The organism is Termitidicoccus mucosus (assembly GCF_038725785.1).
Classification (GTDB): Bacteria; Verrucomicrobiota; Verrucomicrobiia; order Opitutales; family Opitutaceae; genus Termitidicoccus; species Termitidicoccus mucosus.
Genome location: NZ_CP109797.1, coordinates 61460 through 86839 on the forward strand (window position 1 = coordinate 61460; position 25380 = coordinate 86839).

The following is a 25380-nucleotide window of genomic DNA, read 5'->3' on the forward strand; positions in this document are numbered from 1 at the left end:
TCACAAACCCAAACGCGTTTTCCACCATCGAAAAGGCCTTCGACAGGGTGCGCCGGCGAACGCGAATCTTGCCTGATTGTCGCCGAGCTTGCGGCTGCCGTCTCCATGTCCGTCCAGTTCAAGAAATGGATGGACATGGCGGAGGCCCGCGGGCCGCAGCCGAGAAAAGGGCCGGCACTTTGTCCGACGAATGCGAGGCCGCCCGGCGCCGGCGCGATGCCATGCGCGACCACGTCGCCGAGACGCGCCTGAAACTAGCCGAGATCCGGCAGGCGATACAGCTCAAGAAACCCTGAATGTCTCCAATCCTCAAAACGTATCCAATCATCAATTACATCCAATGAATACAACATTTTCCCGCCAACTTTCCGAGGCGGAACGTCAGAAAGCCATGGACGATTTTGCCGCGCAGGTGCGCGATCAACGCCGAGTCAAGGCCGCGGTCGAAGCCGGGGCCCCGGCGTTGCAACGCCTCGCGAAATGCTTCGCCGGCGCGCCGGCGGACGCGGCGGCGGCGCGGCTCTTGCGGCCGCTTCTCTGCAACCTGTATCGCGGTTGCGGCACAAGCCCGTTTCGCCACTTCGACTATTTGACCGCGGACAACCGGGACGACTTCGCGGCGGTCGCCCTGGCTCTCGGCCATGAGGGATTTCCCGACCGGCGGATTCGCGAGGAAATCAAGGCCGTCGCCGGCGAGGCGGCTTTCGATTGGTTTTGCGAACCTCAGCCAGAAGACGCCACCGGCGAGCTTTGGGACGCGGGAACGACTTCCGATGAAGACGGCGGCATCGAGGCCTTGGCGCGAATCGCTGACGCCGTTGTCTGCGAATACAGCGGGCAGGCGTTCAAAATCAGGGCGATTTTATGGGCCTTGTGCGACGGCGGCGAGGCCGACTTGTCCGACCTCATGGCCCTCGACTGGAAACTGCGCAAAGACCTTTGCACCGTGCTCCGCACCATCAGTATCTCGACCGAGGACATGGAAATCGTCTTGGGCGCAGCGGCCGAGCGCAAGCACCGCCCCTATGAAGACGGCTACGACTGGCTGCTGGAGGCCCAGAGTTGACACTCACCACGAGCGGGAAACCCATGGAAAGCGAAAATCTCACGAGGCTCCTGCAAGATGCGGAACGCCGTTTGCAGGAGGCCAAATTCAACCTGTTGCTCAGGGAATCGGAGCTGTCGAAGGCCCGCGATGCGCGCATCGCCGCCGAGGTCGATGTGAAGGTCGCCGAGAATCTGGTTGCCAACTTGCAACGTGAAATGAAGGCGAAGCATGCAAACGCGAAAAACTAAGATGCCATTCCCCGACCGGCTGCGCGCCGGCGCGCAGACATGGGTCTCACGCGCGAGCAGGCCGCTGTCGAGCTTGGCATAAAATTGAAGACGCTCGAAGCCGGGAACAGGGCAAATATACCAAGCGCATCGAGGAGATCATAGACCTCCACAATCGCCTGATCGGCGACGGTTTTAATACCTAATTACCTCGCGCCGGTTCTCCCATTGTGCGGCGGCGGTCAAGGTAGTCCGCTTCGCGCTCCACCTTTGCGTTCCGGCGCTTCCCTTCGTCGGGTGCCGGCGATGCCGGCACCGCTCCTCAGCGCGCCTCCACGACTCGCCGCCGGCTTCACTGGCGTTCAGCGCGGATACGCGACAGCCCGGAATGGTTCCGGGGCACGGATTCCCCGCTGACATTCCATATTATGAAGTCACCAGTTGAAATCATCTTTGAATGCAGAGGTGTGGCCATCCGTTACATCCATGAGGTTTCATGCTCATTTATAGAACAAGGTTTGCACGCCACCAAGCGCGGTTACTGCCCGATCAGCCCCACGGGTTATTTCTCATGCGCTGGATTCGGTGGTAATGATTTGAAGAATCAACTATCCTCCATGCTTGAGGGCGGGCAGTCGAGTTCGACAAAACCGCAAATATGCCATCCGGCGGTGCCAGAAGGCACTGCGTCTAAAAGACAATGGAGATGCCTGGAGTAGATATGTCACATTATCGTCGGACGCTGAATATGCCCTCAGTTGTGGTTTGTTCGCACCAGATGATGACCGTCGGACACTGTGGCAATACTCACCGCCTCTTTCAAAGGCTTCTCACCGGCCCGGCATCCGAGCTCCCCGATTGCAAGGATTTCACCACCCGGTTCCCGGTCACGATATTCTCAAAAAAGATCATTCCGATCAAGGACAATCGCCGCCCTCGAGAAATTCATGCAGGAATTGTCCCGGCTGAAAAGATTTCCCGCACCAATTTTGCCCCATGGATTCCACACTTACCTGTGCCTGCCACCGCGGACGGAAGGGGAACCCGTCATCCAGCCCTTGCCACTAGAAACAGAATTTGACTTGGCTTGGACTCCGCCTTCGAGGACGAAGACCGGACAAGAAGGACGATGAATATCAGGATGGCGATGACGGCATGGGCGCCGCCATTGAAGATGACTCCGAAGACACTCTGCCACCCCAGCAAATGCTGCTGCTGTAAAGGCATTCGCCCGGGAGCCGGCTAGCCGGCCGTCTCCCTTTCCAGTCGGAAGGCCCCACCCCACCCGCGCGCAATGGTTGCGCATGATGTATTCATGATTTCAAATTATGAATACATGAAATTATGAATATGCGCGGCATCCGCCGCAACCCGCGAAAAACGCCGTCCTTTTTCAGGGAGCGGGCGGCGGCGTCTCCCAGCATAGCAGGCAGTCAAGGGCTGCGCCCTTACGACGCCTTCCGCTTCCCCTCGTCGGGGCGGACTTTGTCCGCCGCTCCTCAACGCTTCAGGCGTCTTGACTTTGCCTGCTTTGCGGGGACGTCCGCGCCCAGCTCGCAACAACCCCTCAATCACGAGGGCGGCGGCTCAGGGCGCAGGCGCTTCCATCATGTCCAACAACAGTGTTCTCTCCCATTCAGACTTGGTCAAAACGCTCGATGCAGACTTCGAGGCGAATCGCCAAGTCTGGCGTGAAACCACCGAGTCGGTGTATCATGAAATGCTCAATATTCTTCCCCAGCCTACCTTGAGGCAGATATGTTCATGCTGGGAGAACCCTATTCGCATAATGCCAACGGCGAGGCGGTTTCTCCATATTCATGGCACGAGAAGGCCACTATTTCGCCCTGCACGGCACGCGCCGGCAAGTCAGGGATGGCAAGCTGCCCCGCTGCCGGCATGACGCCGGCGTGGGCCGCCCGAAACCGGGCGGCCTCCCTGCCCTGCCCACGCTAGGCCGCCGCCATGCCAGCGCAGGTTTCCCAAGCCAAGCCAGCGGCGCTTCGCGCCATTCCCAATGGCCTTCGTTCACTTTGGCGACCCGCAGTTCTCCCGTTCGTTGCGATGTTCGCCCGCAGCTCGCTGCGCAGGGCCGTCGCCTACCGGCGCGGACCGTGCCGGGCCACGGACCGCACCGGATTCGCGGCAGCAGACTTTCCGCAAGCTCAAGCCCGCTGCCGCGACCGGCGACGGCCCAAACCTGCTTGCGGACTGCGGGCGAACATCTCCACTCGGGAGCCGTTGCACCCGCCGCGTCGTTCACTACGGCGGCAGCAGCCTTCATGTATTCATAATTTCATAATTTATGAAAATAAAATTACTATGACCGTTACAACCAGCCTGATGCAAAAGCGGCATATGGCCGCCTTTCCCGTCCCCAGCAGGGGTCGTTTTTCTTCCGCCTGGTTCTCCCATTGTGCGGCGGCGGTCAAGGTAGTCCCGCTGCGCGGCTCCACCTTTGCGTTGCGGCGCTTCCCCTTCGTCGGTGCCCCAAGCCGGCACCGCTCCTCAGCGCGCCTCCACGACTCGCCGCCGGTTGCAGCCGATGAACCAGCGGACGTTCGGGACATCCGAAACAGTTTCGGAGCCTGAAACGGCCGCAGGTGCATCCGACATGTCAAAGATTGACACCTTTGAATCCATCCGGCACTCGCCCGCACACATGACCTCCATAAGGTCTTCTCGGCCTTCCTCAAGCTGACGGCTTGCGCGCTAGCCTGCCAGACGCGCGAGGAAGAATACCTCGAGGAGGCCAAATACTGGAAAAAGGAAAACCTCGAAACCTTTGGCGGGCGATGGGCGCCCTCATCCTCCAAATGGAGAAGGAGCCTTTCACCGACTTGCTCGGGACCTACTACATGGATATGATTATTTCAAAAGGCGGGCAGCAGTGCCATGGGGAATTTCACACGCCTCAAGAAATCTGCCGGCTGATTGGCAGAATGCTGGCGGACGGCGACAGCCTGCCCGAATCCGGGCCGGTTACGATCTGCGAGCCCGCGTGCGGATCAGGCGCGATGATCCTCGCGCTGGCCGAGCAATATGGCCCCGCAAACATTCGCAGGTTGCGAGTCACCGCCATCGACATCAATCGCATGGCCTGTGACATGTGTTTCATCAACACCACCCTATGGGGCATCCCCACCCACGTGATTCACGGAAACTCCCTCAACCTCAAGTTTGAGGCGTCTTGGCGAAACATCCATTGGATCGCGCCGTTTCTGCTTCGGCATCCACGCCTCGGAGGATGTAGTCGCAGCCGCAGCGTCAATGCCATCCGGCGGGCGAGCCCCCTCTCCCGAGGAAACTGCCGCCATCAAGACGGCGCTGGGCCAGCAGATGTTTGATTTCAGCTAGGGTATGCCTTGCTTGCCCGGCACATCCGTGCCGGGCAAGCCTTCTCCACGGCCAAGGGGTCTATGGCCCGACCCCTTGAACCCGGGCCGTGGCGCGCGTTGCGCTTTTGGCTCCGTCCCCGGTAATTGTCTCTTTGTCCGACCGGCGGCGCGAACCGGCCTCACGGCCTAAAAAGCTCGCCTCGTGGGAGGCGAGAACCGCTTTTCGCTCCCGTCAGGTATTCGCACGTCCACCGCCCATATCCGCCACTCAAGCCGGATCTCTACGGCCGCGAGCTGCGGCCGTCATGGTTCATAATTTATGAATATATGAATTTAGGATTAAGCGCAGCCGCGCTTCCTCCGCCAGCATCCCCTGCCTTTGGCGCAAAGCTTGAAATCCCCGACCGGGCCCGTGCGGGCCCGGTCGGAACGGCGCCGGCGTCATCCACGCCTTCCTTGAACCGGCAGCGCCGGCACATCTTCCAGCTCCCAATCCATCCCCACACGCCTTCCCCTCTCCCGGGAGAGGAACCCTCTGTGCGTGCCGCGGCCTACGGGCCGCCCGGCGCGCTGCGCGCCGTCATGCTCGCTCCGCCGAGTCGGATGCAAAAGTTTCGGGATGGCAGATTTTTTGCTTGTCCTAACTTCATATATTCTTAAATTATGAATTTAAGAATTAGGATTCCCCTCACAATCCCAAGGAGCGCGCCAGCTTCGGTCGTCCATGGCAGGGTTAGGAACCGGTTCGCAACCCGTAATTCATAAAATCATAGATTAGGAATATATGAAAGACTGTCATCCTTTGCCCAGCCACCGTCCGCCTGCCCAGCGCCCGTTCTGGCGCGGTGTGCTCAAGACTGATTTCAAGTGCGCCCGCGGCACTTGGCTGAAAGGCACGCGCGTCTTTGTCGCTAAGCTCAACGCCAGCGTGGCCGATCTCTACGAGCAGGCCGCGGACGGCCCACGCTATCTCGACACCGTTCCGTCCGCGACCTTGGAGGTTCGGCGCTGCCTGTCCTGATATACCTGTAATTCATAAAATCATAAATTAGGAATATATGAAAGACGATGCCAACAGCATGAAACGAAACGTCAAGCCGGCCGCGCCAGTGCGCGGCCTCAACCTGCCGCTTTTTCCGGCGCGCCGGCAACAAAACAAAGGGGCGACTATGTTCGACTTCTATGCGTCCCACGCGCCGGCCGTGCCTGACAGCTTCATGCCGGACAAGAGGGCAGGGATGCCGCCCAGCAACTCGAGCGCGTTACGGCATGGGCCGCCGCCTATGCCGAGAAAATGCTCAGCGTGCGCTCGACGTAATTCCGGCGTGACATCCTTGCCGACACGTTTCATAATTTCCTAAATTATTAATTTATGAAAATAGGAATGCCTAGCACGGCCGCGACGCCCATTGTCCTCTTTGGAGCCAAAAGGGCGGGGTTGGCAAAACCACGAGCTGCATCGCCACGGCCATGGCTTATGCCATGGCCGGCTTGCGTCGGCTTCCGCGACTGCGATTCCCAAAACAGCCTCGCCAATGCCATGCACCAGTCGGCGTTCGCCGGCATGAACGTGGTGACCGCGTTGGAGGGCACGGATGACTCATACGACATCATCCTCGCCGACAGTCCTCCGCACCTCAACGAGCCGCTTTTCCTTGATGAGTTCGACCGATGCTCGCTGTTCGTTCTGGTTACCGGCACCGGCACGCTCGATTTGCAGCCCGCAGCGGAGACATTGACGAAACTGCGCGCGCGCCGGCCTGACGTGCCCGTGCGCATCCTCATCAACCAGTTCGACGGACGCCGCCGCACAGGCTGGTCGAAGAGGCATTGCATGCGGTCGGCCTCGATACCGTCCCTTTGATTCAGCCGTTCATGTCCAAGAGCGAGGTTTACCGTCACTTGGTTTACGGGGCTGGCATGTGGCGGCGCGGGAAGTGCGCGACCGGGAAACCATCGAGCGCATCCAGAAAGAGACGGCGGATGTCGCCACGGCAATATATCAGGCGTTGCAATCACATTCATAAATTCATATCTTGTGATTTTATGAATAATCCCTACACTTCGCATCATGGCTAAAAAGACACCGCTCCCAAGAAACCGGCAGCATTCGCCGCCTTGAGCCGCGCGCTCGCCAAGCCCACGGCCGCGCCGGCTCATCGCCCAAGACGCCCGACGCGGCAAGGCCGAGCGCCGCCATCCGTGCGCTCGCGATCAACCGGACACAGGCTCCCTTGCATAGCACCCAGCGCCGGCAATATCCGCTCTTGTCCATGTGCGTCGCCCCGCCGACGCCGCACGCATTCAGGCGGTCTTCGTTTTCCTCAATAATAACGGTCGGCGTCCGACTCTTTCCGAGGCAGTGCGAGCAGCGCTGAAAATCACGCCCTTGGACGAAGCCTTCCGGATCACTACGACCGCAACAGCGACACCGCGGACAAGAACGACCGTCGCACCGTCAACCTTTCGACGGATTTGCAGCCTCGCATCACCGAAATCCGCGATTTCCTACTCAAAAACCGGCGCAGATATGTCGGGAGCGCAGCCGGCTGCGCCGCCTTGCAACGCACCGCGCTCGATGCCTCCTACTTGCAGGCCTACGATGCAACCAAGTCCCCGGCCGACGCGGCACCATACTATGACCACCCTTTACGACATCGCCCTCGATCATGCCCGCGACGCCGCCGGCGTCGCCAATCGAAATCGCACGCCACCATGACGGCCCGGCCGCAACACGCGTCTTCATCGTGCTCGCCGTCGCCAACGTCGGCGGCAAGCGTGACGTTTTGCGACTTTGACGGCCTGCCACACGGACCCGGAGGGTGCCGGATGGAAACGGTCGATGCACGAGGCCTCCTCGATAGGGTAGGGGCGTTCCCTTGCCGATGGGCTGGACGCCTTGCATTTCGAAAGCGGCACCCGACCTACATCAACACATTCGACGGTCTCACGGAGCATGCCTCATCCATGTTTGAGATTTGAACCCATGTATTCCCTCGCCCCGACAATCCAGCCCTTGCAGAAAAAGGCGCTTTGATAGCGTCCGATCTGCAAAGGGCCATGCCTCTACGTGCCGAGGCCGCCGCACTTTGGCGCCGCTTTGACGGCATTTGCCGAGGCCGCTGGTGTGACGGTCGAATCTCTGACCATCGGGCAAATCCTCGATATGGCGGGCAACCCGCCGCGGCCGGAGCCGAAGCTATTCTGGTATGCGTTGGGTAAAATCGGAGGTGCATGGTATGCCATTGCGCCGGCGAATGGTCTGGAATCCCTTCCCTTGTCCCCGTTATCGCCGGCCACCGGCGCCGTTTGTTGCAGCCTCAAGACTTGGCCCACGCCAAGGCGTTTGCCACCAAGAAGGAGGCCCGCGATGCCGGGTGGCAGGTATTCCCTCGAACTTACGTTTTCACGTTCAAATGAGCATGAGCAAATTGGTGCCAAGCATCCGCCCCGATAAAGACCAGCTCGATTTCTTTCGCGAAATCGCAGCGGTCACCGGCAACAACTACACCAATACCCTTGAATTTTACAGTTCGTTGCCGGCCATACTTTTGATGCCGGGCACGCGGACACAAGCAAACCCTACCGGAAGATCTTCACCTACGGCAACGAGCAGTTCACCTTGATTATGAAGCCCACGAATATCGTCCGCAAAGGCGACGTGGTGCGGCAGGCGTTCCCGGCAACGTGAAGGTATCGTTCGCGAAGTCGTAACCAAAATGGCCATCGACAGCCCTGACATCCTGCACCAAATCAAGGCGGCCAATCAAACCAAGGTTGAGTTGCGATGCTCGCTTAGCCGAATCCGCGCTAGGTGCATCGAAGCCGGGCACGGCTGGAAGCTCGAAGAAATTCACGAAGCTCTCCAAATCCTGTCGGAATGCCGCATCGAGATAAAGCAGGGCAGCGTTCGCATCAGCCCCGAGGTCGGTCTTCTGGGATACGGTTACGGCATCAATGAGACCGATAGCGAACGCTCGCTTGCGGTCATTACCTTTCATCCGCTTTTCATCGGCGCGCTCCGCAAGAAAGGCTATCGTCAAATCCACTACGGCCGCCTGATGCAGTTGAAGCATCCTCTGGCTCGCTGGACTTACCAGCGCATGTCCCATTACTACACGACCGTGGAGAAAGGCTTTTTGGTTTTTCAAGTGCCAAGCCCTACAACATCTCGCTGAAATTCATCCTCGAAAACAGCACCATGACCCGCTACGTGAATTTGCGCAACAACGTGCGCGAGTGCCGCCAAGCTTGGGCGGACATGCTTAGATGCGGATTCTTACCGCGGTCCGCGACAAAGAAAAACACGGCTATGACGAGGAAATCCGCTATGACACGAGCGCTCGCGGACGTGGACGCAAACCCATCATCGATGCCGTATGGGATCTCTGGATCTCCGGTGAGGTCGTGGAGGACATGATCGTTGCGACGCAAAAGACCAAAAGTTGGTGGACTCAGAGAAGAATGAAAGCACGTGAGGGCATAGGGGATCTGTTCCGCTTTTCGCTGCAAAAACAGGGGGCTGTTCCGTTATTAGGGGAAGTGTTCCGTTTTTTACATATTGTCTTCTGCGAAATAGGGAAGTGTTCCCGTTATTGGAGCAGGCAGGGGCTGTTCCCGTTTTCAGAGCAGGGCAGGGAGCTGTTCCCGTTTTCGGGGAAGTATTCCGTTTTGAGCGGGCATGGGGAACTGTTCCCGCTATTCGTTGGCATGGGGAACTGTTCCCGCTATTACATGGAAAATGCTCAGTAAGTAGTTTATTATCATTTCCTAATAAAATGCCGATGGCCTCTTATCCCTCTTATCCCAAGAAAATAATAAAAGACAGAGGGAAGGGTAGGGAGTTGGTCCCGTTTTTCGACCGTGTTTGGTTCTCCCAGACCCTTCCCCGTCGGCGGCTACGCTTCGCTCCGCCCCGCGGCCCCCAAAGTGCAACGGCTTCGCCGACCTTACAAGGGAAACCAACGCTCCGCGATGGTTTCCCTCTCGCTTCGCTCGATTCCCCTTCCTTTGGAAAATAATAGCAGCGGCTCCGCCGCCACCAAAACAGAGGCCTCATTGCCGGCCTCTTTTTCGGGGCCTTTGGCGATCAGCCATAACCGCTTCCCACCCAAACACCGCCAAAGGCCCCGAAAAATTCACCGCTAGGATTTATACCGCTCAACGAGGAGGCCATCACCACCAGACCCGCGCTTCCGCGCCGCTACATGCACGCCAACGGGCCTCCACCCCCAAAGGGCAGGGGAGGACACCCCTGCTTGACAAAGGCGGCTGTAATTCGCAGATTTCAAATGCATCCCAGGACGGGCAACGCTGGAAGCGACCCGCACGCGTGGACGCCGAGGGGCCTACGGTCCCACCGAAAACCGCCTACCTCACCGTGGGCGGTTTTTGATTCACCGCAGGCGACTTTTGGCCTCCTCGTTGAGCGGTATAAATCCTAGCGGGTTTCAGGGCCGGCAATGAGGCCCTGGGTTTCAAAGGGCAAGCCCTTTGGTCATGCGGAGCATGATTCAGATTGTTGCGTAAAGCGCGTCGGTATTTTGAACTTGTGATGATTCGGCCAACGCCACATTGTCAGGATGCGTGCTAAAATTGGGCTCTGCTGGGAAGCAACCCATAAGCTGCACGCCGACAAAGGCAGAAATGCCGGTGGCGCGCCGAAAGGCGCGCCTCTTTTTGAAGGTCGGCGCTGGTTCATAAATTATGAATCTATGAATTCATGAAAGGCCTCAAGGCTTGCCTGAAAGGGAAGCCTTGTTAGATTGCACCATGTCCACTATGACCGAAATCGAAGCCGCCATCGAGAGGTTGCCTGCCGACGCGCAGCACCAGCTCGCCGCGTGGCTCGAATTGAAGCTCTGGCCGGAGACCCCGGCAATGCTCGCGGCCATTGATGAGGCCGAGCGTTCGCTCGCCGACGAGGGCGGTGTGCCGGCCGAGGACGTGCGCAAAATCTCCGCCAGTGGATTACCGCGTAATCCTCTCTCGCCCGCATTGCGCGACCTTGGCGAGATTGCCCGGCATATCGCCCAGATAACACGGACGCCGCCTTGCGCATTGGCGGCGAATTGGTCGCACTAGCCGAATCGCTTGCCACGCTGCCACGTCGCGGCAGCCGGCTTCACGCGCGCCCATCCACCGCGCCGGGCGAACAGCCTAGCGGCGACACTGGTGCGGCCGCCGATCTTTCGGCGATTTCCGCAAGCAATTGTACAGCGCGAATGCGACCACCGGGCGGCTGGCCTCGCTGACCACCGACGCCGGCGTGCACCGTGGCCTATCTCGGTGTCAGCAGGCAGTTAAAATTGACCCAGTAACAGGCACTGAGATTTGGCCCACTTTCAATTAGACATAACGGACATTGTGCGCGTAAATCGTTCTATGACAATGTCTTATTATTGACTGGTAAGACGAGCTATCAAGCCAGCGCGAAGCTTATCACGCTTGCCAATGTTAAGCTTGTCGAGGCTGTAACCCACCTCGATTTTCTTGATCCCGAGCTTCCGCACGATAATTCCGGCAAGGTGAAGGGCCTCCGACATGTCGGGCACGTGCATCGCGTGGTCCCGCGAATGCCTGTAATCCTTTCCAACATGGTAGCCGCCGGAGCAGAGAAAAGTGACGCTCGTCGCCCATTCCGTATTGAGCAAGACCTCCAAATGGAGCATTTCCATCGCCGGACGCCGGTGGGCCTCAATACCACCCGAAGGGGTGATAGTTTCGCGTCAGGCCGATACACAGCGAGGTATTCCTCTGCCTTTACGAGCGCCTTCTTTGTTTCTGCCACGGTCCAGTCACACCAATCGATAGCGGCTTGCGCCGTATGCAGGCACCTGCCGGGGAAGCCGCGACATAAACGCCCTTTGCTCTTTTTGCTCTTCTGTCAATCGCATTGTCGATGTGGAGAATCAGCTAACTTTATGCGAAGACGCGGGTATGATTGCAACCCCGGCTTTTAACGCCGCATGCCTTAGCGCGGTGTCCATCGTCGCCAGCCTGGCTTTTTGACGCATCGCCAGCTCCAGATAGGCGGCATCGTAAGCGGTCAACGAATGCAGTCTGGCCAGTGCCAGCGCATCACGTGTTATCCGCGCGCCGCTTTCCTGTCCGTCGCCGGCTCCAGCTCATGCGCATCTTCCAATGCCGTGGCACTCTCCGCCTGGGTCAGGCGCGAGCGCCTTTCGGCCATGAGCACCCCGTTTGCAACCTCAACCCACCAATGCGCGGGGACGTGTATTTCCTCCGCCTCGTTGAGGGCGTTCAAGATTGAGGGCGCAGCCTTGCCGCCACGCTCGTCCGGCAACAAAATCGTCAGCGCCGCACTTCCGTCCAAGACAACGTTCATTTGCGGCCCGCCTCGATGAGTTGCTTGGTGGTCCAGTTGTCCGCCTTACGGCGCACGGAGCCGGTTGCGAGGCGGCGGAGCGCCGCCGCCCGCGTTCCTCTGCCTGTCCGCACAGGCACGAGCAGCGCAACAGGCCTCTCGTGCCGCGTGATCAGATATTCCATCGCGTCGCTTTCCACCCCGGCCAGATACCGGCCGAGGCGGGTTTTCATTTCCAATGCAGTGACGGTTTTAGTCATAATAGCTATTATGGACCCTTGTTGAGCACGTGCAAGCCAAATTGGCAACGGATGGATATACCCTTGCTCTTGAGAATAAGTATCAGGATTCCATGCCTTTGGCGTCGGCCCTGAAAATCCTAGCGGTGAATTTCGCGCCGCCGAAGGAGGCGCGAAAGAGGCCGGCAATGAGGCCTCTGTTCTTTTGGCGACGAGCGTAAGCGAGTGCTGACTTTCAAAGGAAAGTGAATTGCGCCTTTGGCGCGAGAGAAACCATCGCGGAGCGTTGGTTTCCTGTTCGTGTTTTCAGCCCTCGCTTCCATCGTCGAAATCGTCGGCATCAGGGGCGGCCTCCTCAGTGGAGGCTTTTTCCGGCGTTTTGGTCCTGCTTCGTTTCCTCAATTTGTATCCGTGAAATGAATACATCATTTCCCGTGTAAAGACTCTGAAAGTGTTCCTCCACTTCGATTACAGTCACATTATGCGCGCATCGAATCGCATTTTGACCGTCGCCAGGTTGCGGCCGGTAATGGTCACCAGATGCGACCAGAACTTTATCTTGAGCGTTTGCCCGTCGGCCGAGCCAAAGGCGAAGCTGAAATGGTGATACGGCAGGGAAATGGTTTCGCCGGAGGCGAGTTGAAACTCGGCGCTATACCGGTTGTCAGTGTCGATCCGGAAGCAGAGTTCCTTGGGTGACTCATTCGCAGAGGCGGGCGCCGGCGTGGCAGCGGAGTGCTCGGTTTTAATGAGAATTTCGCGCTCAGCCGGGACGACGCCGGCGCGGCGGTGGCGGGTTTGGGTTCATAGATTTTGCGTGACTTTTTGGCTATGGTTTTGCGGCGAGAGTGGAGAGTGAAGGTGCTGCACAAGCGCCGCGCCTTCGCGCGCGCGGGCGGCAGTTTCGGGCATTTCAACGGCAAGTTTGTCTTCACCGGGGTTGTGGATGCGCTTGAGCAGATCCTTTGCGGACGGAGTGAAAATTTTGATTTTCGGCGTCCGCGAGAAATCGAAACATACCACCCTTTTTTATGCGTCGCCAGCTCGCTGCCGGCGTCAGAAGAACCACGGATTCAACGCTTTTGCCTTGCGAGCTGTAGGAGGTGACGCAATAGCCGGGGAGCAACACCATCTGGTGCGGCGCGAGCTTTTTGAATTGCCATCGCCATCGCGGATGGCGACGCCGCCGTTGCGAAAAAGCCGTGTGACGGTGCATATTTCGCCGTTGACCGTTCTCCACCAACGGCCTTGCCGTTGACGTTGCCGTGAGCTGCACTTGCGAGCTTGCGAGCCAACGCCGAGCAACGTTTTCGCCGGTTTACGATGTTCCACTTCTCGGCATATTTGAGGCTGAGCCGCGCAGCCTTGGCCTCGCCGGCGCGGCTCCAAGAGCAGGGCGCCCTCGGTAATGTGCACGATTTTGCGCAGGTCCCCGGCGCGGTTGGCGCCGTATTTCGAGATGAACTGGATCTCGTCGCCAACACGGTAGGAGCGAGCGAGGCGCTTCTCGGCCGCAAGCATGTCTTTCGGAACGAGCGTATCCATCAGGCGCGCTTTTTTATGAGGCCATTTTCAAGGCAGGCCGCTGAAATGGCCTCATTGACCGCAGCGGCATCAGCGCGTGTTTGCGACACAGCGAGGACGCTATTTTTTTCTTTCAGATCGGCGACGACCGCAGCTGCAACCGCGGCAACGCGTTTGTGTTCGTGGACCACCTCGACGGCTCCGATCTGACGCAGACGCAGCGATTTCGCCAGTCGCCTTCGCTTGCCGCAGAAACAGCATCCCGGTAGGAGGCAATGCGAGCCGCTTCTTTTCGCTCGCCGCGCGGGTCCCGGCGGCGGATGGTGCGGATTTCCGCCGCTTTGAGGCCGGCATATCGTTCGATGGTGACAAGTGCGTCGGACGCCTCGACCGCGCCATGTTGGCGGGTGTCTCCCGACAATATCAGTCGGCCGGCCGCAGCCGGACTTTCTGCACGAGGTCATGCATCTGCCGCGCTCCGACCTGTCCGGCTTCATCGAGGATGACGACGGCGCCGTCCGAATGCTTTGCACGCTCGCAAGCGTGTGCGCGTCAAGTCCGTCCTTGCATAAGTCCCGGACTTGCGAGGTCTGTGGCGCTAGGACGACCAGCGGTGCGGCCGTTTCCCGCACGGCCTTGGCGACGAAATTCAGCGTGTAGCTTTTCCCGGTTCCGCCGCGCCGCAAAGCGTGATGAAATCCCGGCTGTTCGCGATCAGGCGCACCGCTTCGCATTGCTCGGCATCGAGCGACGTCTTGGCGACGTCGAATTTTTTCAGCGGCGGCAGTCGGTTGCGCCCCAATTTTGCCGCGGTCAAAACCGACAGCTCATGCCGCAGTCCTTCACGCGAGGCGAGTTCGCCACCATCGGCACTTTCGGCGAAATTTTCGCGCGCCAGCGCGCTGCGGACCGATTCGATCTTGATGCCGGAACCGAATGTTTCGCGAAGTATCGCGGCCTCAAGTTCACTGCGTTTAACCACGCTTTTGCGCTCAAAGGTGAGATCATGGGCGACCTTCACGGCGCGCTCTAGCGCCGCGTTTTGGTCGAGCAACGGAGGTTGCGGCAGCGCCGACGGCGAGCGCGCTCCGCGGCGTTCATTTCCCGCAGCCAGTCCGCCCGCAACGTGTCGGCGTTCGCATCGCTGATTTTTCGCGCACGATGATCGTGCGCGATGCGATCGCGCAACGTGTAGAGGTTAACGCCGGCATCCTGGCGCGACATCTGTTCGTCAGCCATCGCCTCAATCTGAGCGCGGCGTTTGGAGAATTTTTCGATGAGTTCGCGCTGCACGGTTTCCAGCTCGTAGTGCTCGCCGTCATACCGCAGCCGGTAGCCAAGGCGGTTAAGCCCGGTCATTTTGCATCGTAAACCGCGCTCACGAGTTTTTGCGCACGATACATGTCGTGATTTTCGAGGGCCTTCCAGCGATCTTCGACGCCGTCAAAGGTCGCGTTAAAAATCACGGCATGGGTATGCAGGAGCGGATCGAGCGCACGACTGGTATCGTGGCAGAAAAGCGCGGCAACAAAGTTGCCGGTCGTGCGATGGCCCTGTTCGCCCTTCTTGCGCACTCGCGCCGCCGCGTATTTTTCCAACTCGGCCAGCGCGTCCACCGCCTCCTTATGCAACGCGACAAGCCGCTCGTCAAAACAGAGCGCCGCGAGGGAAATGCTCTTTGGCGGACGGAAGACGAAATCGAAAAAGACGCGCCGGTTTGATTGCTCCACGCCGTTGACGACGCGCGTGGTGTTTTTCGAGCGGTCAGGCGCTCGCCCGTTTCGGATGCAGGCCTTCGCAGAGGCGTAGAAACTCCGCTTCGCTCACGGCACCGCTCAGTCAAGCCGCTCCGCACCGTCTCCTATCCACTCGCCGGCGATAGTCTCTTTTTCGGTGTAATAGTCCCCATGCGCGAGGTGCTTTTGAAATATTCCTTCGCGTTGGTAAGATTCAGTTGGGTTTTGGCGTGACCATGAGCGGCAATGAGCCGCTTTAATGAAAATGGCAGTTCGCCATTTTGCAATACTGGACAGTTTACTCCTTATGCTGGCGCATAAGTAACGTGCTGCGCACGTCACAGAGGCCTAAACGGCGCTCAGACGCGCAAGACTCAGCTTGCGCGCCGGCTACAAAGCCGCGCGGCATAGGGGAAATTAGTCTTTTGGGCTATTAGCCCAATGTCTGATTTTCATCCCGATGAATCCAAACACCAAAGGCACAATCCCAAACCTCAGTTCCACAGGCGCCATCCAAGATGCCGCCCGTGTCAAAACCGCAAAAGCTCAACTCGCAAACGTTCTCAGCGAGTTGCAGAAAAACAGGAGAATCCGTTCATCGGCACCATTCTTGCCGAACTCACCGACCAGATACGCCAGATGCGCGAAACCTACGGGCTCGGCTATCTGAAAATCGCCGAGCAATTAAACAGCCTCAAAATTGAACCGAAGATCGTGACCTCAGAGCAGGAGATTCGGAAGTTTTAAAATTGCCTTTGAGAAACCAAGGAAGCCGCGCAGGGCAAAGCAGCGGACAGCGCGGCATGAATACCGACCGCGCCCAATATCTTTGCGTTTGCGCGCTCGCATTCGGCGGCAGCGTGACAGCGTTGGTTTTCATGCCTTGGGTTGCCGGCATCGCCGCCGTTGTCGGCTTCCTGCAACTGTGCAATGTCATCGGCCCGCAAGTCGATATGCCGGACGAAGGCGGGCGGCATGTCCTGAAAATGCTCGGCATGACGTGGACGCTCGATGAGTTCCTGACGCACTGGTGCATTGTCCAACGCTCCGGCCACGGCAAGACCGCCGGCGTCATCCGCACGATGTTCAGCCAGCTCATGGTCACGATTCCGAACTTCGGCTGCATTGCGATAGACGAAAAGGCGAATTTTCACCGGTGCTGGGAAAGATTTGCAAGGCATTCAAGCGCCCTGAAAAACTTATCGTTTTGCGACCACGCAGGCGGTCGAGACTTGGACATACCGATCACCCATATGATGAATTTCATCGGTGACCGGACTATTCCTTGGGACACTTACGCGCAGCTTGTCATCGACACCGCAGTTGCATGCGGGCAGAAAACCAATAACGCATTTTTAAGAATCAGGGTCGAAAACCATCTCGAACCTTTTCAAACGCTCGACGCCATTGGCATCACCCCCACTCGCCGATGCATATGACTTCATCGCGGATGATCGGACCTATAACGAGGCACGAGAGGTTGCAGCTCAAGGCGTCCGAGTCGGAACGATGCGCGGAGCTTTTGAGTTTTGGGCATCCTTCGACAAAAAGCACCGGAAGAAAAATCAGGCATCAAATCGACTACCGAGCTTTATCTTGCCCCTTACGCAACCGATGAGTTGCGCGATGTTTTTCGTCCGATACGCCGAACGTCACCTTGGATTGCGTCGATAAAGGCTTTATCCTTTGCCCTCAATTCCGCAGGCCTACCTTTCGCAGCGCCGCTACATCACCGCGTGGTTCAAACTCGCAGGCTACTACCATTTGCTACGGCGTTTTGACGATTACAGCGAAGAGGAACACGCCAAACTGACACCGGTTATCCTGCTTGCCGACGAAGGCCAGAACAGCCTGCTATGCTCCGAGGAAGGGCTCGCAGATCATAACACGCTGGATAAAATCCGTGAAGCCGGGGCACCTTGATTCTGGCGATGCAAAGCTATTCGTCCGCGCTGCCGCCGCTGGACGGGAAAAAGGAAATCGCCGAGGTTGTCTTTACCAACCTCAACAATCACGTCATCGGCGCGATTCGCGATGAGACCGGCCGTGAAATGGCGGCAAATGTTTTTGGCAAGGAATGGCAGCGCGACAAGAGCTGGAGCTTCGGCGCCATGAATAACACGACCAGCGTCCGTCAAGAACTGCGTCATATTTTCCATACGGGCATTTTCACCAGACTGCCAAAGTTCAGAGCGATCATCTTTCACGTCGAGGGCCGCTGGACGCAGGGCTACTTGTATCCGAGAACCGACGACGGACGGAAGATTTCGCCGCGTTTCCGCTACATGTTTTGGAAACGGATTTTTGGAGTTTAACGCCATGCCACGCACGTTCAGGTTCTCGACGCCGATGACCGCGTGGTTCGCCGTCATCGGCACGAGTTGGGCTTGTGCAAAAGTCGTTGCTGACATTGGTCGCGCGCGCGATCTTTGCCGCATGGTGAATTTGTCTTTAAGAAGATGGGGTGAACGGTGCCGCCAAAAGCGACTTCTCGCGGAGTTGGTTGAACAGTTCAAAACCCCATCGGATTATTGCCACTGGGCGATCAGGATTTTACCAGCGATCCCGTCTGGCAGATGGCCAATTATACGGCGGTTGATTACTTCCCGATGCGCACCGAACTCATGCAGGTCATGGAATCCTTGATTCACATTACCGTGGAGCTTCCGATATTCGCATTCCGGTGGGGCAGTTTTACGGCTCATGCGGCGGAAAGTCAGGTCCTCGCCGTTCCCTGCACGATTTCGCCTATCATGTTTTGCGAGAGGACGGTGCTATCGGATTTCAAACGGAGGCGCATTGGCAGGAAAACATCAGGTCGTTTGAGACCCGCTTCAATATGCGCCGATTGCCGGACTGTTCAACTGGTCCCGGCGTCTCTATCTCTGGAACGCAGATCAGTCGCATCACTTTGCAGCCCTTTACCGACAATCACGGGATCAGCATCGGAAATGGCAGGCCCCTGTAATCTAAAAGTCTATGACTGGAATCAGTCGATTGAAGAGATCCCGGATGATACGGTTCATTGCCCGAAACCGGATGGATTCGGTCTGGCACCATGTAAATCAATGTTCGGCCAAGGTTGAGCATGTCCAGATTGGCAGATCCGAACTGGGTCTCCACGCAATCCAATTGAGCAATCTTGATTCAGAAGTCATGGATATGGCGCTGAACGCCATTCTGCAACTGGAAGGACGCGGGTTGATAATCAGATTATCACAGATGCGAAATCGCCTCAGATTTTCTGAGATTCATTCCATGTCCTCCACGTCGCGAGCTGCGTCCGTCATGATTCATAATTTATGAATCTATGAATTTAGGATTAAGCGCAGCCGCGCTTCCTCCGCCAGCATCCCCTGCCTTTGGCGCAAAGCCTGAAAATCCCCGACCGGGCCCGCACGGGCCGGTCAGGCGCCCGTCATCCACGCCTTCCTTGAACCGGCAGCGCCGGCACATCTTCCCAGCTCCCAATCCATCCCCGCCCTTCCCCTCTCCCGGGAGAGGGCCCTCCTGTGCGTGCCGCGGCCTACGGGCCGCCCTTCGGCGCGCAGCGCCGTCATGCTCGCTCCGCCATGCTTTCAACACAAATTCCCTCTCAACTATTGCGTTCTGCTTAGGTTTTCCTACTTTCAAATCCATGACAAGGCTCCTGCGAAAACTAATGCAAAGCGCGAATGATTCCCGCCGAGAGCATTCCGTTGAGCGCGAGCAACAGCCAGAATCCCGAAAGCCTTACCATGAACACAGTCCAAGCCAGACCGACTCGGGATATTGAGTATTTCAAGACGCTGCTCCGGCGCAACCCCGAGCTGCCGCGCCGCGTGCGCTTGAGGGGCTGTCTTTCGCCGATCAAGTGTGGGAACGCAAAAGCGCCAATCGTTGCTATGATGCCGCGCGCATTGAGCTTGGCCTCAAAACACCGGCTCAAATTCAGGAGGAATGCTCGGCTTTCCGCTTCCCAAAAACTTTCGCCCGCGTGTCGTGAGTTATCACTTGTAATGCCCGATTTTGAACCAAAGGCCTTCGCCGATCTTTTCGGTGACCAGTCAAAACCTCTCATTGTAGGCGGCCAGGCGGTCAACTTATGGGCCGAGGTGATGCGCGACCAGAGCCCGGAATTACTGCGATTGGCGCCGTTCACCAGCACCGACGCGGACATTGTTGGAGACGTCGCCCTCGCCCAAAACTGGCGGAGCGGCGCGGCTGGCAAATCCGTGTCAATCCCGACGCCAGAAATCCCATTGCCGCCGTGCTCTCAAGGAGTCCCCGGCGGATTGCTCGAGGTGGATGTGTTGCGCAGCGTCCTGGGCGTGAACCACGCCGACTTGTCCGGCGGCGTCACCATCGAAATGCTCCCGGGCGTGAACGCCCGCGTTCCAAGCCCGCTGACCTTGCTGAAAGCCAAGATCGGCAATCTTTGCGCGCTTGATAACAAAAGGTTCGATGGCACCACGCGAAACGATCTCCGGCACGCATCCGCTCGTCACCATATGCAGGCTTTACCTGCATGGCGCGCGCGAAGTGCGCGCCGGCGTCTGTCCCGAACGTGCGCTGGTGAACGAACTGCATACGCTCAACGACATCATCACATCCCGAAACGCATTGCAGGCCGGCAAACGTTTCCAACTCGACTTATCCCCGCCCTGCCCTCGACCTTGATTGCGCGCAGCTTCCCAAGGTCCAAAAATTCTGAATTTCACAAGCAGGGACCGAGACAAAACCCCGGCATCAAAATTTAGGCCACCGGACGATGGTCAGACCATTGCTATCCGGGTTCTCGATCAGCCGTCCGCTGACTTGCTGCCGCACCCGTGCCGCTGTGCTCACCGCCTCTTGAATCGCCTTCATGATGACACCTTCCATGTTGCGCGCCCCATACTCGGCCGAGTAGCCGTTGCGCACGATGTATTCAAAGGCGGACTCTGACAGTTCGAGGTGGCATCCATGGCGGGCCATGCGTTCGAGCACGCGCTTGATGTGAAATCCCGCCAGAGCGCGTTGCTCCGGCTCGCCCAAGCGACGGAAAACATGAATGCCGCCAAGTTTGCTCAGCCGTCCGATGATTTCCGGGCGCATAGCCAGCGTGACATACTGCAAGACCGTGTTCTTGAACGAGGTGTAGTTATTCGTTCTTGAACGCATTGCTTCTTTCGCGCCCAAGTTCGAGGTCATGACGAAATAGGAATCGGTAAAGTTGATGAGCCTGCCATCGGCGGCGGTCAGCTCGGCTCCTTTGTCCGGATGCCCAGCAGCAAATCCATAGCCTCCCAATGGGCTTTCTCGATTTCATCCAGCAGGAACACTCGGCATTGCCCCATATGGGCTTTGGTGAGGCGCGCGCGAAGTTCCATGATGCTTTCAGTCGTTTTGAACTCCGACATGTTCATCTTGCAGAGATTCCCGTCGGCGAAGTAATCGGTCAGGCATAGCGTGACCTCGGTTTTCCCGCCGGTCGGGCCAACGAACATGAAACCACCCTTGACGTAAAGCGGGTCGGTCAAACCGAGTTCGCTACAAGCCAGATGCTCATTGAGCGCGGCGAGCACTTCCGGTTGTCCCTTGATGCGTTCCGAAATCCACGGCATGAAGCCGTTCACGAGGTCAATCTTGTCCAGATTCATTTCTTTTACGGTATTGCCGCCGTTTCTCGCGCCAGGAGTTTCTTTCCTGCATCGCCTGCTGGCGGACACTGATGATGAAGTCAGGGGTGGCGGACGCACTCGCAATGAGCGCGCGCACGATGCAGCCGCAACTGATGCGGCCGGCCGTGCTGATGTCGCTGATGTTGATAGCCGAGCTGCTTGCCAGCTCGTTGAGCAGCTTCATCTCCTCCGGCATTTCCACGGGGTAGGCGCGACTGCGCTTTCCCGATTGTTGAGACGAGGTCTTTTTGAGCGGCGGCTTTCCAGCCATGCGATCTTTTCCTTTTCCGCCTGCATCCGAACGATGCCGACAAACTCCACACCCGTTTGGGCATTGGCAATCAACGAACGCACGACAGAGGCGCTTGTGACGTTGAGGACGGCATCGAGCAGGCCAGCGCCAACTCTTCCAGTTTGGCGCTCAAGGCCGGGTGAGATCGAAGACAAAGGGAGATATACGGACAGTTCTAGGCATGTGATTTTGAGGGCAAGTTTAGGCTTGTCAGTTTGGGCTATTAGGCCAATGTGCGAATTGCAATCATGAACTCAATACTATATTTCATCACCAAAACTTATCACGCAGCGCTCGACTTGTCCATCCTCGCGCAGACCCAATGGAAATCGACTGAAGACTTGAAGGAGGGCATTGGGAAGATCGCCGGAATCATTATTGCGATTAGCTTCTTGGTCGCCCTGATCGCGTATTTTGTCGGGGCCGGAACTAAAACTCGAATCCGGCAGCCAGCAAGGCCGCCTTTACATCGTATGGACATTCGCCATCGGCGGCCCTTTTGTCTCCTTGATCTTTTACATCTTTGCCGGTGCTGATGCGGTGTCGCAACCTCCTTCAAGTAATGCCCACCTACCGGCCAACTAACGCAGGGCATCAAACCAAGGGCACCCTATGGGTGGATTTTCGCCGGCGCAGCTCGCCGCGCTCACCGGCGTCTTCATGGGAGCTGTCATGTTAACTTTCGTCTCTATTATAGTGATGAAAATTAACATTTGGCTGGCGGTTATCTTCATATTCCTGCTGCCAAACACGCTGCTGCTGCTTGTCATTTTACCCTCATCATGGGAAAACCGAAGCGCTATTTGCGGGACTGGCTGGAAAGCCGGATTGTCGGACGCACCACGGTCCAACTCGGCAAAATCTCCGAGCCATCCCCATTGATTTAGAATGAATCGCCACCCGCCCAACGGTTACTTCATCAATGATTTCATTGTGTGGGGCGCATTCAAAAAATGCGACCATCACGAGAGGTTTTGTGATAACCCGCCCGATCTGCGCGGCGCCGGCGACGCCGCGGCGGCGAAATGCCATGAAGACATCGTAAAATACCTCCAGAGCATAGCGCTCAATATTCGCGTTCAGTTCCAATGGTGCTGCAATGCGGACTACAGCAAGGCCCTCGATGCTTATGGGCGGCCACCGCGAAGGCAAAAAATCCCGCTGAAAAAAAGTCAGGGTCAACCGCCCGTTATTTCCGGAGAATGCTCAGGAGAAGCAGCTTCGCCGGGAGCATCTGGTTTTGTTCGTCTCGCAACAGATTGAGTCCGCGCCGCCGACGCTGGCCGGCAAGGAAGGCGAAAGCTACTACCGCGCGATTCTGAAACAATTCGAGAATCAATACGACCAGCACTACAACGAAATCAAACTGGCCTTTGGCGACGGCGTGAACGTGGAGCCGATGAACAAGCGCGCTCACCAGCTCCACACCTATCTCTTTTTCAATCCCAATTCAAACGAATGGCTCGCCGATGCCAACGTGCAGTTCAACGACAGGATTTCCATCGCCCGCAACTGCATGACATCGGACATAAATACCGACCATATTGGAAGAATGTATATGGACGGCCATTACCACGGGCTGCTTATACTGCAAAATATCGGCTCTCAGACCTATGAGGGCATGATTAACAACCTTACCAAAACCTCGCTCCTGAATTACCAGATCACGGTCAACTTGCAGCCGCTGGACACGTATCAAATCATGATGCGCGAAAACCGAGGCCCAGGAGTTGGAGTCGCAGGGGCGGACGGCAACGACGACTTCCCAAATCCGCGAGGACACCATCAAGCGCAAAAGGCACGCCGTGTCCCAACTCGGCGAGGGCCACACGCGCCTGTTCAGCACGCTTTTCGTGGTCCGCGTCTGGAATACCGACGAGTCCAAGCTGGCGGCGGACATGAGCGCGTTGAAGCAGGCCATCACCTCGATCAAGAGCGCGCGCGCCTACGACACGCACCTCGAGGTTACCACGCTCGAAACTTTTTGCGACATTCCCGGGCAACTGTTTTCATCCCTATGACGCCCGCGACAAGAGCTTGCCGACGAGCATGTCGCCAATCTGATTCCCTTCTCCGCGAGCTTTACCGGCGATCTCGCCAATGCCCAGGCTCTCTGGCTGTCCTCCGACCGCGCGCTTTGCGGAGTGCGCTTTATCGTCAACGGCCGGTGCAGAGCACCGGCGTCGCTGGCGGCAGCCGTTCGGGCAAAAGCGTCAAATACAATAATCTTCTTTATCAGACCGGCCCTTACTTCGACTACGACGTCATGGTCGAGGAGGGCGCGTCACACCAACTACACGACGGACCACGGCGAAAAGCCCATCGTCATCCAGAAGAGCGGGAATATAAGTATTAATTATCTGGATACGATGGGTGCACCGCTCGATCCTGAGCATCTGGCCTACGCGATCAGCTTGGCGACCCATTTGCTGGCGACTCCGGCGATGCCCGGCTCAACACGCGGCGGCGCGCCTACCTCGCCTACTACATCAACATCTGTTACCGCGAGGCACAGGAGGAATGGGCGAGGAAGAATCCGAGGAACCGGGCCTCGCAGCGCGAGGCGACAGCCATTCATTTGTGGCACAGGCAGCGCATGACCCCGGACGATACGCTTTTGACGCCTACGTCCATCTGCGCGACCGCATCGCCGCGAACGATGGCGAAGTGCTGGAGTTCATGTCGAAGATCAGCGAAGCGAAATCACCCATTTCATCAAAGATCCGCAGACCGCGCACGAGCGCCATGCCTTTCCAAGTTCACGACCGAGCAATACCCGCTTCACTCCGAACTCACTGAATTGTTGCGGCTGCGGCCCGGCGAGCACGACAGCGGCGAAGTCGCCGAACTCGCCTCGCTCATGGACAACTGGTGCGCGACCGGGGAATACGGCCCCTGTTCGACGGCTACACCAACCGCCGGTTTGACGGCCGCGTCGTGCACTTTGAACTCGCCAAGGCCGATAACAACGACCTCGCGCTGCGCGGGCCATTGCGTTAAACATCACCGGCCGCATCCGCCAGCGCATCGTCACGATGCCGCGCAAGCTGGTAAAGCGCTTTACGATGGAGGAGCTTGCCCGCATCGTCCAAATGCCGAGCGGTGCCAAGCTCGCGCTCGAGCTTTCCGCCCAGCTCGCGAAATACAACTGCGTATTCGCCTTCATTCTTCAAGACTTCGCGCAGATCGCCCATATCGAGGTCTCGACGTTGCTCAACAACACCCGCCAATGGCTCATCACGCGCCACGATGACGCCAAGGAGTTCAAGGAGTTCGCGGCCCGCATCCAGTTGCCGGACGGGATGCGCGACAGCGTCGAAAACTCCCCATCCCACTCAACATGCCGCCGAACAAACGCTACTCGTCAGCCTGCTATTTCAGTCGCTCCGCAATCCCGCCGATCTCCGGCATAACCCAATACTCGTTCGATCAAAATGCAGCCTAAATTCCTCGCCCTCATTCCTGCCCTTCTCGCCGCTGCTTTGGCAGGCTGCCAGTCCAGCCAGGTCAACCGCCTCGTCAACACCACGTTCGCCGGGCCGCCGGCGGCTCACCGCAAATCAGCTCAGCAACGGCAATCCCTACTGGACGCTGGCGGGCGGCGTCACGGCCATCGGCATCTCCGAATACGCCCGCACTCAGGACGAAAACGCAAGCAGGAGGAGCTGGCCCTTGCCTGAGCAGGGCGCGCCCAAAACGCCCATGTCACCTACGCGGCTATCCAGAACGCCCAGCAGAACGGATTTGAGGCCGGTGCCGGACTCAGCCGGAGGACAATTCCATCGAGATACCTTTCGCCGCGCCCGCGCGTCATCAATGGCGTCAAAATCAACCCCACCACTGAATATATCAAAGTTTCCGCCCAGTAATCCACAACCCGTTTCACCATGAAAAACGCCGCCCGCATTACCGTTGCCTTGGCAACCGCCTGCCTGTCTTCGCGCCGAAATCGTTCGCGATTTTCGGCGTCGGCGATCACGTTCGACCCGTCGAATTACGCCATACAT

The 25380-nt window shown here is 57.8% G+C and carries 33 protein-coding genes and 1 pseudogene; 19 read left to right on the forward strand and 15 right to left on the reverse strand.

Annotated features, from left to right (window positions below):
- The first annotated feature begins 340 nt into the window (after positions 1 to 340).
- From OH491_RS27830 to OH491_RS27845, 4 genes are all read left to right on the forward strand, one after another.
- Entirely contained in the window at positions 341 to 1066 is a 726-nt protein-coding gene (locus tag OH491_RS27830) for a DUF7673 family protein (RefSeq protein WP_342751128.1), read from the forward strand.
- 23 nt (positions 1067 to 1089) lie between these two features.
- The gene (locus OH491_RS27835; RefSeq protein ID WP_068773256.1) at positions 1090 to 1296 is read left to right on the forward strand and encodes a hypothetical protein; all 207 of its coding nucleotides are present in this window, start codon (positions 1090 to 1092) and stop codon (positions 1294 to 1296) included.
- 2774 nt (positions 1297 to 4070) lie between these two features.
- Complete coding sequence (locus tag OH491_RS27840) at positions 4071 to 4622, forward strand: N-6 DNA methylase (RefSeq protein ID WP_342751129.1); 552 nt, start codon at positions 4071 to 4073, stop codon at positions 4620 to 4622.
- Between the two features lie 793 nt (positions 4623 to 5415).
- Positions 5416 to 5634, forward strand: coding sequence for a hypothetical protein (locus tag OH491_RS27845; protein WP_342751130.1), 219 nt, complete (start codon positions 5416 to 5418; stop codon positions 5632 to 5634).
- A 159-nt stretch (positions 5635 to 5793) separates the two neighbouring features.
- Here OH491_RS27845 and OH491_RS27850 read toward each other — a convergent pair whose 3' ends face one another.
- Positions 5794 to 5964, reverse strand: coding sequence for a hypothetical protein (locus OH491_RS27850; protein WP_342751131.1), 171 nt, complete (start codon positions 5962 to 5964; stop codon positions 5794 to 5796).
- 126 nt (positions 5965 to 6090) lie between these two features.
- Here OH491_RS27850 and OH491_RS27855 point away from each other — a divergent pair, with 126 nt between their 5' ends.
- The 6 genes from OH491_RS27855 (at position 6091) to OH491_RS27880 (ending at position 10697) form a co-directional block, all read left to right on the forward strand.
- Complete coding sequence (locus OH491_RS27855) at positions 6091 to 6477, forward strand: hypothetical protein (protein WP_342751132.1); 387 nt, start codon at positions 6091 to 6093, stop codon at positions 6475 to 6477.
- A gap of 805 nt (positions 6478 to 7282) precedes the next feature.
- On the forward strand, positions 7283 to 7411 hold the full coding sequence (locus OH491_RS27860; RefSeq protein ID WP_342751133.1) for a hypothetical protein: 129 nt from the start codon (positions 7283 to 7285) through the stop codon (positions 7409 to 7411).
- A 618-nt stretch (positions 7412 to 8029) separates the two neighbouring features.
- Positions 8030 to 8239 (forward strand): hypothetical protein, encoded by a 210-nt coding sequence (locus OH491_RS27865; RefSeq protein WP_342751134.1) that lies wholly within the window; start codon positions 8030 to 8032, stop codon positions 8237 to 8239.
- 93 nt (positions 8240 to 8332) lie between these two features.
- Entirely contained in the window at positions 8333 to 8791 is a 459-nt protein-coding gene (locus tag OH491_RS27870; protein WP_342751135.1) for a hypothetical protein, read from the forward strand.
- 91 nt (positions 8792 to 8882) lie between these two features.
- Positions 8883 to 9365, forward strand: coding sequence for a hypothetical protein (locus OH491_RS27875; protein WP_342751136.1), 483 nt, complete (start codon positions 8883 to 8885; stop codon positions 9363 to 9365).
- 1020 nt (positions 9366 to 10385) lie between these two features.
- Positions 10386 to 10697 carry a hypothetical protein gene (locus OH491_RS27880; RefSeq protein ID WP_342751137.1) on the forward strand — a complete coding sequence of 104 codons (312 nt, stop codon included), beginning with the start codon at positions 10386 to 10388 and terminating at the stop codon, positions 10695 to 10697.
- A gap of 314 nt (positions 10698 to 11011) precedes the next feature.
- On the opposite strand, the gene OH491_RS27885 is transcribed toward OH491_RS27880, so the two are convergent.
- The 8 genes and pseudogenes from OH491_RS27885 to mobF all read right to left on the reverse strand — a co-directional run bounded on the left by OH491_RS27885 (position 11012) and on the right by mobF (position 15490).
- Complete coding sequence (locus OH491_RS27885; RefSeq protein ID WP_342751138.1) at positions 11012 to 11266, reverse strand: hypothetical protein; 255 nt, start codon at positions 11264 to 11266, stop codon at positions 11012 to 11014.
- Between the two features lie 434 nt (positions 11267 to 11700).
- Complete coding sequence (locus OH491_RS27890; protein ID WP_342751139.1) at positions 11701 to 11961, reverse strand: type II toxin-antitoxin system VapC family toxin; 261 nt, start codon at positions 11959 to 11961, stop codon at positions 11701 to 11703.
- Positions 11958 to 12200: a type II toxin-antitoxin system Phd/YefM family antitoxin gene (locus OH491_RS27895; protein ID WP_084442761.1), complete on the reverse strand. Its 243-nt coding sequence runs from the start codon at positions 12198 to 12200 to the stop codon at positions 11958 to 11960. The genes OH491_RS27890 and OH491_RS27895 overlap by 4 nt, the downstream gene beginning before the upstream one ends.
- A 1035-nt stretch (positions 12201 to 13235) precedes the next feature.
- Positions 13236 to 13724, reverse strand: a complete 489-nt coding sequence (locus tag OH491_RS27900) for a hypothetical protein (protein ID WP_342751140.1) — start codon at positions 13722 to 13724, stop codon at positions 13236 to 13238.
- Positions 13725 to 13836: 112 nt separating this feature from the next.
- Positions 13837 to 14133, reverse strand: a pseudogene (locus OH491_RS28400) (hypothetical protein); the annotation flags it as partial.
- 219 nt (positions 14134 to 14352) lie between these two features.
- The gene (locus tag OH491_RS27905) at positions 14353 to 14757 is read right to left on the reverse strand and encodes a hypothetical protein (RefSeq protein WP_342751141.1); all 405 of its coding nucleotides are present in this window, start codon (positions 14755 to 14757) and stop codon (positions 14353 to 14355) included.
- Entirely contained in the window at positions 14733 to 15062 is a 330-nt protein-coding gene (locus tag OH491_RS27910) for a relaxase domain-containing protein (protein ID WP_342751142.1), read from the reverse strand. Before OH491_RS27910 ends, OH491_RS27905 begins: the two co-directional genes overlap by 25 nt.
- Positions 15059 to 15490, reverse strand: coding sequence for a MobF family relaxase (gene mobF, locus OH491_RS27915; RefSeq protein ID WP_342751238.1), 432 nt, complete (start codon positions 15488 to 15490; stop codon positions 15059 to 15061). The genes OH491_RS27910 and mobF overlap by 4 nt, the downstream gene beginning before the upstream one ends.
- 390 nt (positions 15491 to 15880) lie before the next feature.
- On the opposite strand from mobF, the gene OH491_RS27920 reads away from it, so the two are divergent.
- On the forward strand, positions 15881 to 16186 hold the full coding sequence (locus OH491_RS27920) for a hypothetical protein (RefSeq protein ID WP_342751143.1): 306 nt from the start codon (positions 15881 to 15883) through the stop codon (positions 16184 to 16186).
- On the opposite strand, the gene OH491_RS27925 is transcribed toward OH491_RS27920, so the two are convergent.
- The gene (locus OH491_RS27925; protein WP_342751144.1) at positions 16183 to 16416 is read right to left on the reverse strand and encodes a hypothetical protein; all 234 of its coding nucleotides are present in this window, start codon (positions 16414 to 16416) and stop codon (positions 16183 to 16185) included. The two genes, OH491_RS27920 and OH491_RS27925, sit on opposite strands and share 4 nt — an antisense overlap.
- On the opposite strand from OH491_RS27925, the gene OH491_RS27930 reads away from it, so the two are divergent.
- From OH491_RS27930 to OH491_RS27940, 3 genes are all read left to right on the forward strand, one after another.
- Entirely contained in the window at positions 16393 to 16878 is a 486-nt protein-coding gene (locus OH491_RS27930) for a hypothetical protein (RefSeq protein ID WP_342751145.1), read from the forward strand. The two genes, OH491_RS27925 and OH491_RS27930, sit on opposite strands and share 24 nt — an antisense overlap.
- A 247-nt stretch (positions 16879 to 17125) precedes the next feature.
- Positions 17126 to 17362 (forward strand): hypothetical protein, encoded by a 237-nt coding sequence (locus OH491_RS27935; protein WP_342751146.1) that lies wholly within the window; start codon positions 17126 to 17128, stop codon positions 17360 to 17362.
- On the forward strand, positions 17359 to 17754 hold the full coding sequence (locus tag OH491_RS27940) for a hypothetical protein (protein ID WP_342751147.1): 396 nt from the start codon (positions 17359 to 17361) through the stop codon (positions 17752 to 17754). Before OH491_RS27935 ends, OH491_RS27940 begins: the two co-directional genes overlap by 4 nt.
- Before the next feature lie 213 nt (positions 17755 to 17967).
- On the opposite strand, the gene OH491_RS27945 is transcribed toward OH491_RS27940, so the two are convergent.
- The gene (locus OH491_RS27945; RefSeq protein ID WP_342751148.1) at positions 17968 to 18144 is read right to left on the reverse strand and encodes a hypothetical protein; all 177 of its coding nucleotides are present in this window, start codon (positions 18142 to 18144) and stop codon (positions 17968 to 17970) included.
- 969 nt (positions 18145 to 19113) lie between these two features.
- Between OH491_RS27945 and OH491_RS27950 the strand changes: the two genes are divergently transcribed.
- Entirely contained in the window at positions 19114 to 20178 is a 1065-nt protein-coding gene (locus OH491_RS27950) for a hypothetical protein (RefSeq protein WP_342751149.1), read from the forward strand.
- Here the strand turns inward: OH491_RS27950 and OH491_RS27955 are convergent.
- From OH491_RS27955 to OH491_RS27965, 3 genes are read right to left on the reverse strand one after another with little or no spacing between them, the layout of a single operon-like run.
- Positions 20168 to 20710 (reverse strand): AAA family ATPase, encoded by a 543-nt coding sequence (locus OH491_RS27955; protein ID WP_342751150.1) that lies wholly within the window; start codon positions 20708 to 20710, stop codon positions 20168 to 20170. The genes OH491_RS27950 and OH491_RS27955 overlap by 11 nt on opposite strands.
- Positions 20659 to 21060: an AAA family ATPase gene (locus OH491_RS27960; RefSeq protein WP_342751151.1), complete on the reverse strand. Its 402-nt coding sequence runs from the start codon at positions 21058 to 21060 to the stop codon at positions 20659 to 20661. The genes OH491_RS27955 and OH491_RS27960 overlap by 52 nt, the downstream gene beginning before the upstream one ends.
- Positions 21041 to 21352: a hypothetical protein gene (locus OH491_RS27965; protein WP_342751152.1), complete on the reverse strand. Its 312-nt coding sequence runs from the start codon at positions 21350 to 21352 to the stop codon at positions 21041 to 21043. Before OH491_RS27965 ends, OH491_RS27960 begins: the two co-directional genes overlap by 20 nt.
- Before the next feature lie 269 nt (positions 21353 to 21621).
- On the opposite strand from OH491_RS27965, the gene OH491_RS27970 reads away from it, so the two are divergent.
- From OH491_RS27970 to OH491_RS27985, 4 genes are all read left to right on the forward strand, one after another.
- Complete coding sequence (locus OH491_RS27970; protein WP_342751153.1) at positions 21622 to 21909, forward strand: hypothetical protein; 288 nt, start codon at positions 21622 to 21624, stop codon at positions 21907 to 21909.
- A 352-nt stretch (positions 21910 to 22261) separates the two neighbouring features.
- Positions 22262 to 22636 carry a hypothetical protein gene (locus OH491_RS27975; RefSeq protein WP_342751154.1) on the forward strand — a complete coding sequence of 125 codons (375 nt, stop codon included), beginning with the start codon at positions 22262 to 22264 and terminating at the stop codon, positions 22634 to 22636.
- Positions 22614 to 23729 (forward strand): hypothetical protein, encoded by a 1116-nt coding sequence (locus OH491_RS27980; RefSeq protein WP_342751155.1) that lies wholly within the window; start codon positions 22614 to 22616, stop codon positions 23727 to 23729. Before OH491_RS27975 ends, OH491_RS27980 begins: the two co-directional genes overlap by 23 nt.
- A gap of 679 nt (positions 23730 to 24408) precedes the next feature.
- Positions 24409 to 24786: a hypothetical protein gene (locus OH491_RS27985; RefSeq protein WP_342751156.1), complete on the forward strand. Its 378-nt coding sequence runs from the start codon at positions 24409 to 24411 to the stop codon at positions 24784 to 24786.
- Positions 24787 to 25082: 296 nt separating this feature from the next.
- On the opposite strand, the gene OH491_RS27990 is transcribed toward OH491_RS27985, so the two are convergent.
- Positions 25083 to 25352, reverse strand: coding sequence for a hypothetical protein (locus tag OH491_RS27990; protein ID WP_342751157.1), 270 nt, complete (start codon positions 25350 to 25352; stop codon positions 25083 to 25085).
- Positions 25353 to 25380 lie beyond the last annotated feature (28 nt).

Coding starts and splice junctions, on each gene's coding strand:
- OH491_RS27920 (WP_342751143.1), top strand. CDS start 15,881: ATGTCTGATTTTCATCCCGATGAATCCAAACACCAAAGGCACAATCCC.
- OH491_RS27835 (WP_068773256.1), top strand. CDS start 1,090: ATGGAAAGCGAAAATCTCACGAGGCTCCTGCAAGATGCGGAACGCCGT.
- OH491_RS27910 (WP_342751142.1), bottom strand. CDS start 15,062: ATGACCGGGCTTAACCGCCTTGGCTACCGGCTGCGGTATGACGGCGAG.
- OH491_RS27895 (WP_084442761.1), bottom strand. CDS start 12,200: ATGACTAAAACCGTCACTGCATTGGAAATGAAAACCCGCCTCGGCCGG.
- OH491_RS27945 (WP_342751148.1), bottom strand. CDS start 18,144: ATGAGCCGTAAAACTGCCCCACCGGAATGCGAATATCGGAAGCTCCAC.
- OH491_RS27855 (WP_342751132.1), top strand. CDS start 6,091: ATGCCATGGCCGGCTTGCGTCGGCTTCCGCGACTGCGATTCCCAAAAC.
- OH491_RS27985 (WP_342751156.1), top strand. CDS start 24,409: ATGCCGCGCAAGCTGGTAAAGCGCTTTACGATGGAGGAGCTTGCCCGC.
- OH491_RS27875 (WP_342751136.1), top strand. CDS start 8,883: ATGCGGATTCTTACCGCGGTCCGCGACAAAGAAAAACACGGCTATGAC.
- OH491_RS27840 (WP_342751129.1), top strand. CDS start 4,071: ATGGGCGCCCTCATCCTCCAAATGGAGAAGGAGCCTTTCACCGACTTG.
- OH491_RS27930 (WP_342751145.1), top strand. CDS start 16,393: ATGCCGGACGAAGGCGGGCGGCATGTCCTGAAAATGCTCGGCATGACG.
- OH491_RS27925 (WP_342751144.1), bottom strand. CDS start 16,416: ATGCCGCCCGCCTTCGTCCGGCATATCGACTTGCGGGCCGATGACATT.
- OH491_RS27870 (WP_342751135.1), top strand. CDS start 8,333: ATGGCCATCGACAGCCCTGACATCCTGCACCAAATCAAGGCGGCCAAT.
- OH491_RS27850 (WP_342751131.1), bottom strand. CDS start 5,964: ATGAAACGTGTCGGCAAGGATGTCACGCCGGAATTACGTCGAGCGCAC.
- OH491_RS27900 (WP_342751140.1), bottom strand. CDS start 13,724: ATGGATACGCTCGTTCCGAAAGACATGCTTGCGGCCGAGAAGCGCCTC.
- OH491_RS27890 (WP_342751139.1), bottom strand. CDS start 11,961: ATGAACGTTGTCTTGGACGGAAGTGCGGCGCTGACGATTTTGTTGCCG.
- OH491_RS27975 (WP_342751154.1), top strand. CDS start 22,262: ATGAATCGCCACCCGCCCAACGGTTACTTCATCAATGATTTCATTGTG.
- OH491_RS27830 (WP_342751128.1), top strand. CDS start 341: ATGAATACAACATTTTCCCGCCAACTTTCCGAGGCGGAACGTCAGAAA.
- OH491_RS27965 (WP_342751152.1), bottom strand. CDS start 21,352: ATGGCTGGAAAGCCGCCGCTCAAAAAGACCTCGTCTCAACAATCGGGA.
- OH491_RS27880 (WP_342751137.1), top strand. CDS start 10,386: ATGTCCACTATGACCGAAATCGAAGCCGCCATCGAGAGGTTGCCTGCC.
- OH491_RS27970 (WP_342751153.1), top strand. CDS start 21,622: ATGAACTCAATACTATATTTCATCACCAAAACTTATCACGCAGCGCTC.
- OH491_RS27860 (WP_342751133.1), top strand. CDS start 7,283: ATGCCCGCGACGCCGCCGGCGTCGCCAATCGAAATCGCACGCCACCAT.
- OH491_RS27865 (WP_342751134.1), top strand. CDS start 8,030: ATGAGCATGAGCAAATTGGTGCCAAGCATCCGCCCCGATAAAGACCAG.
- OH491_RS27950 (WP_342751149.1), top strand. CDS start 19,114: ATGATTCCCGCCGAGAGCATTCCGTTGAGCGCGAGCAACAGCCAGAAT.
- OH491_RS27960 (WP_342751151.1), bottom strand. CDS start 21,060: ATGAATCTGGACAAGATTGACCTCGTGAACGGCTTCATGCCGTGGATT.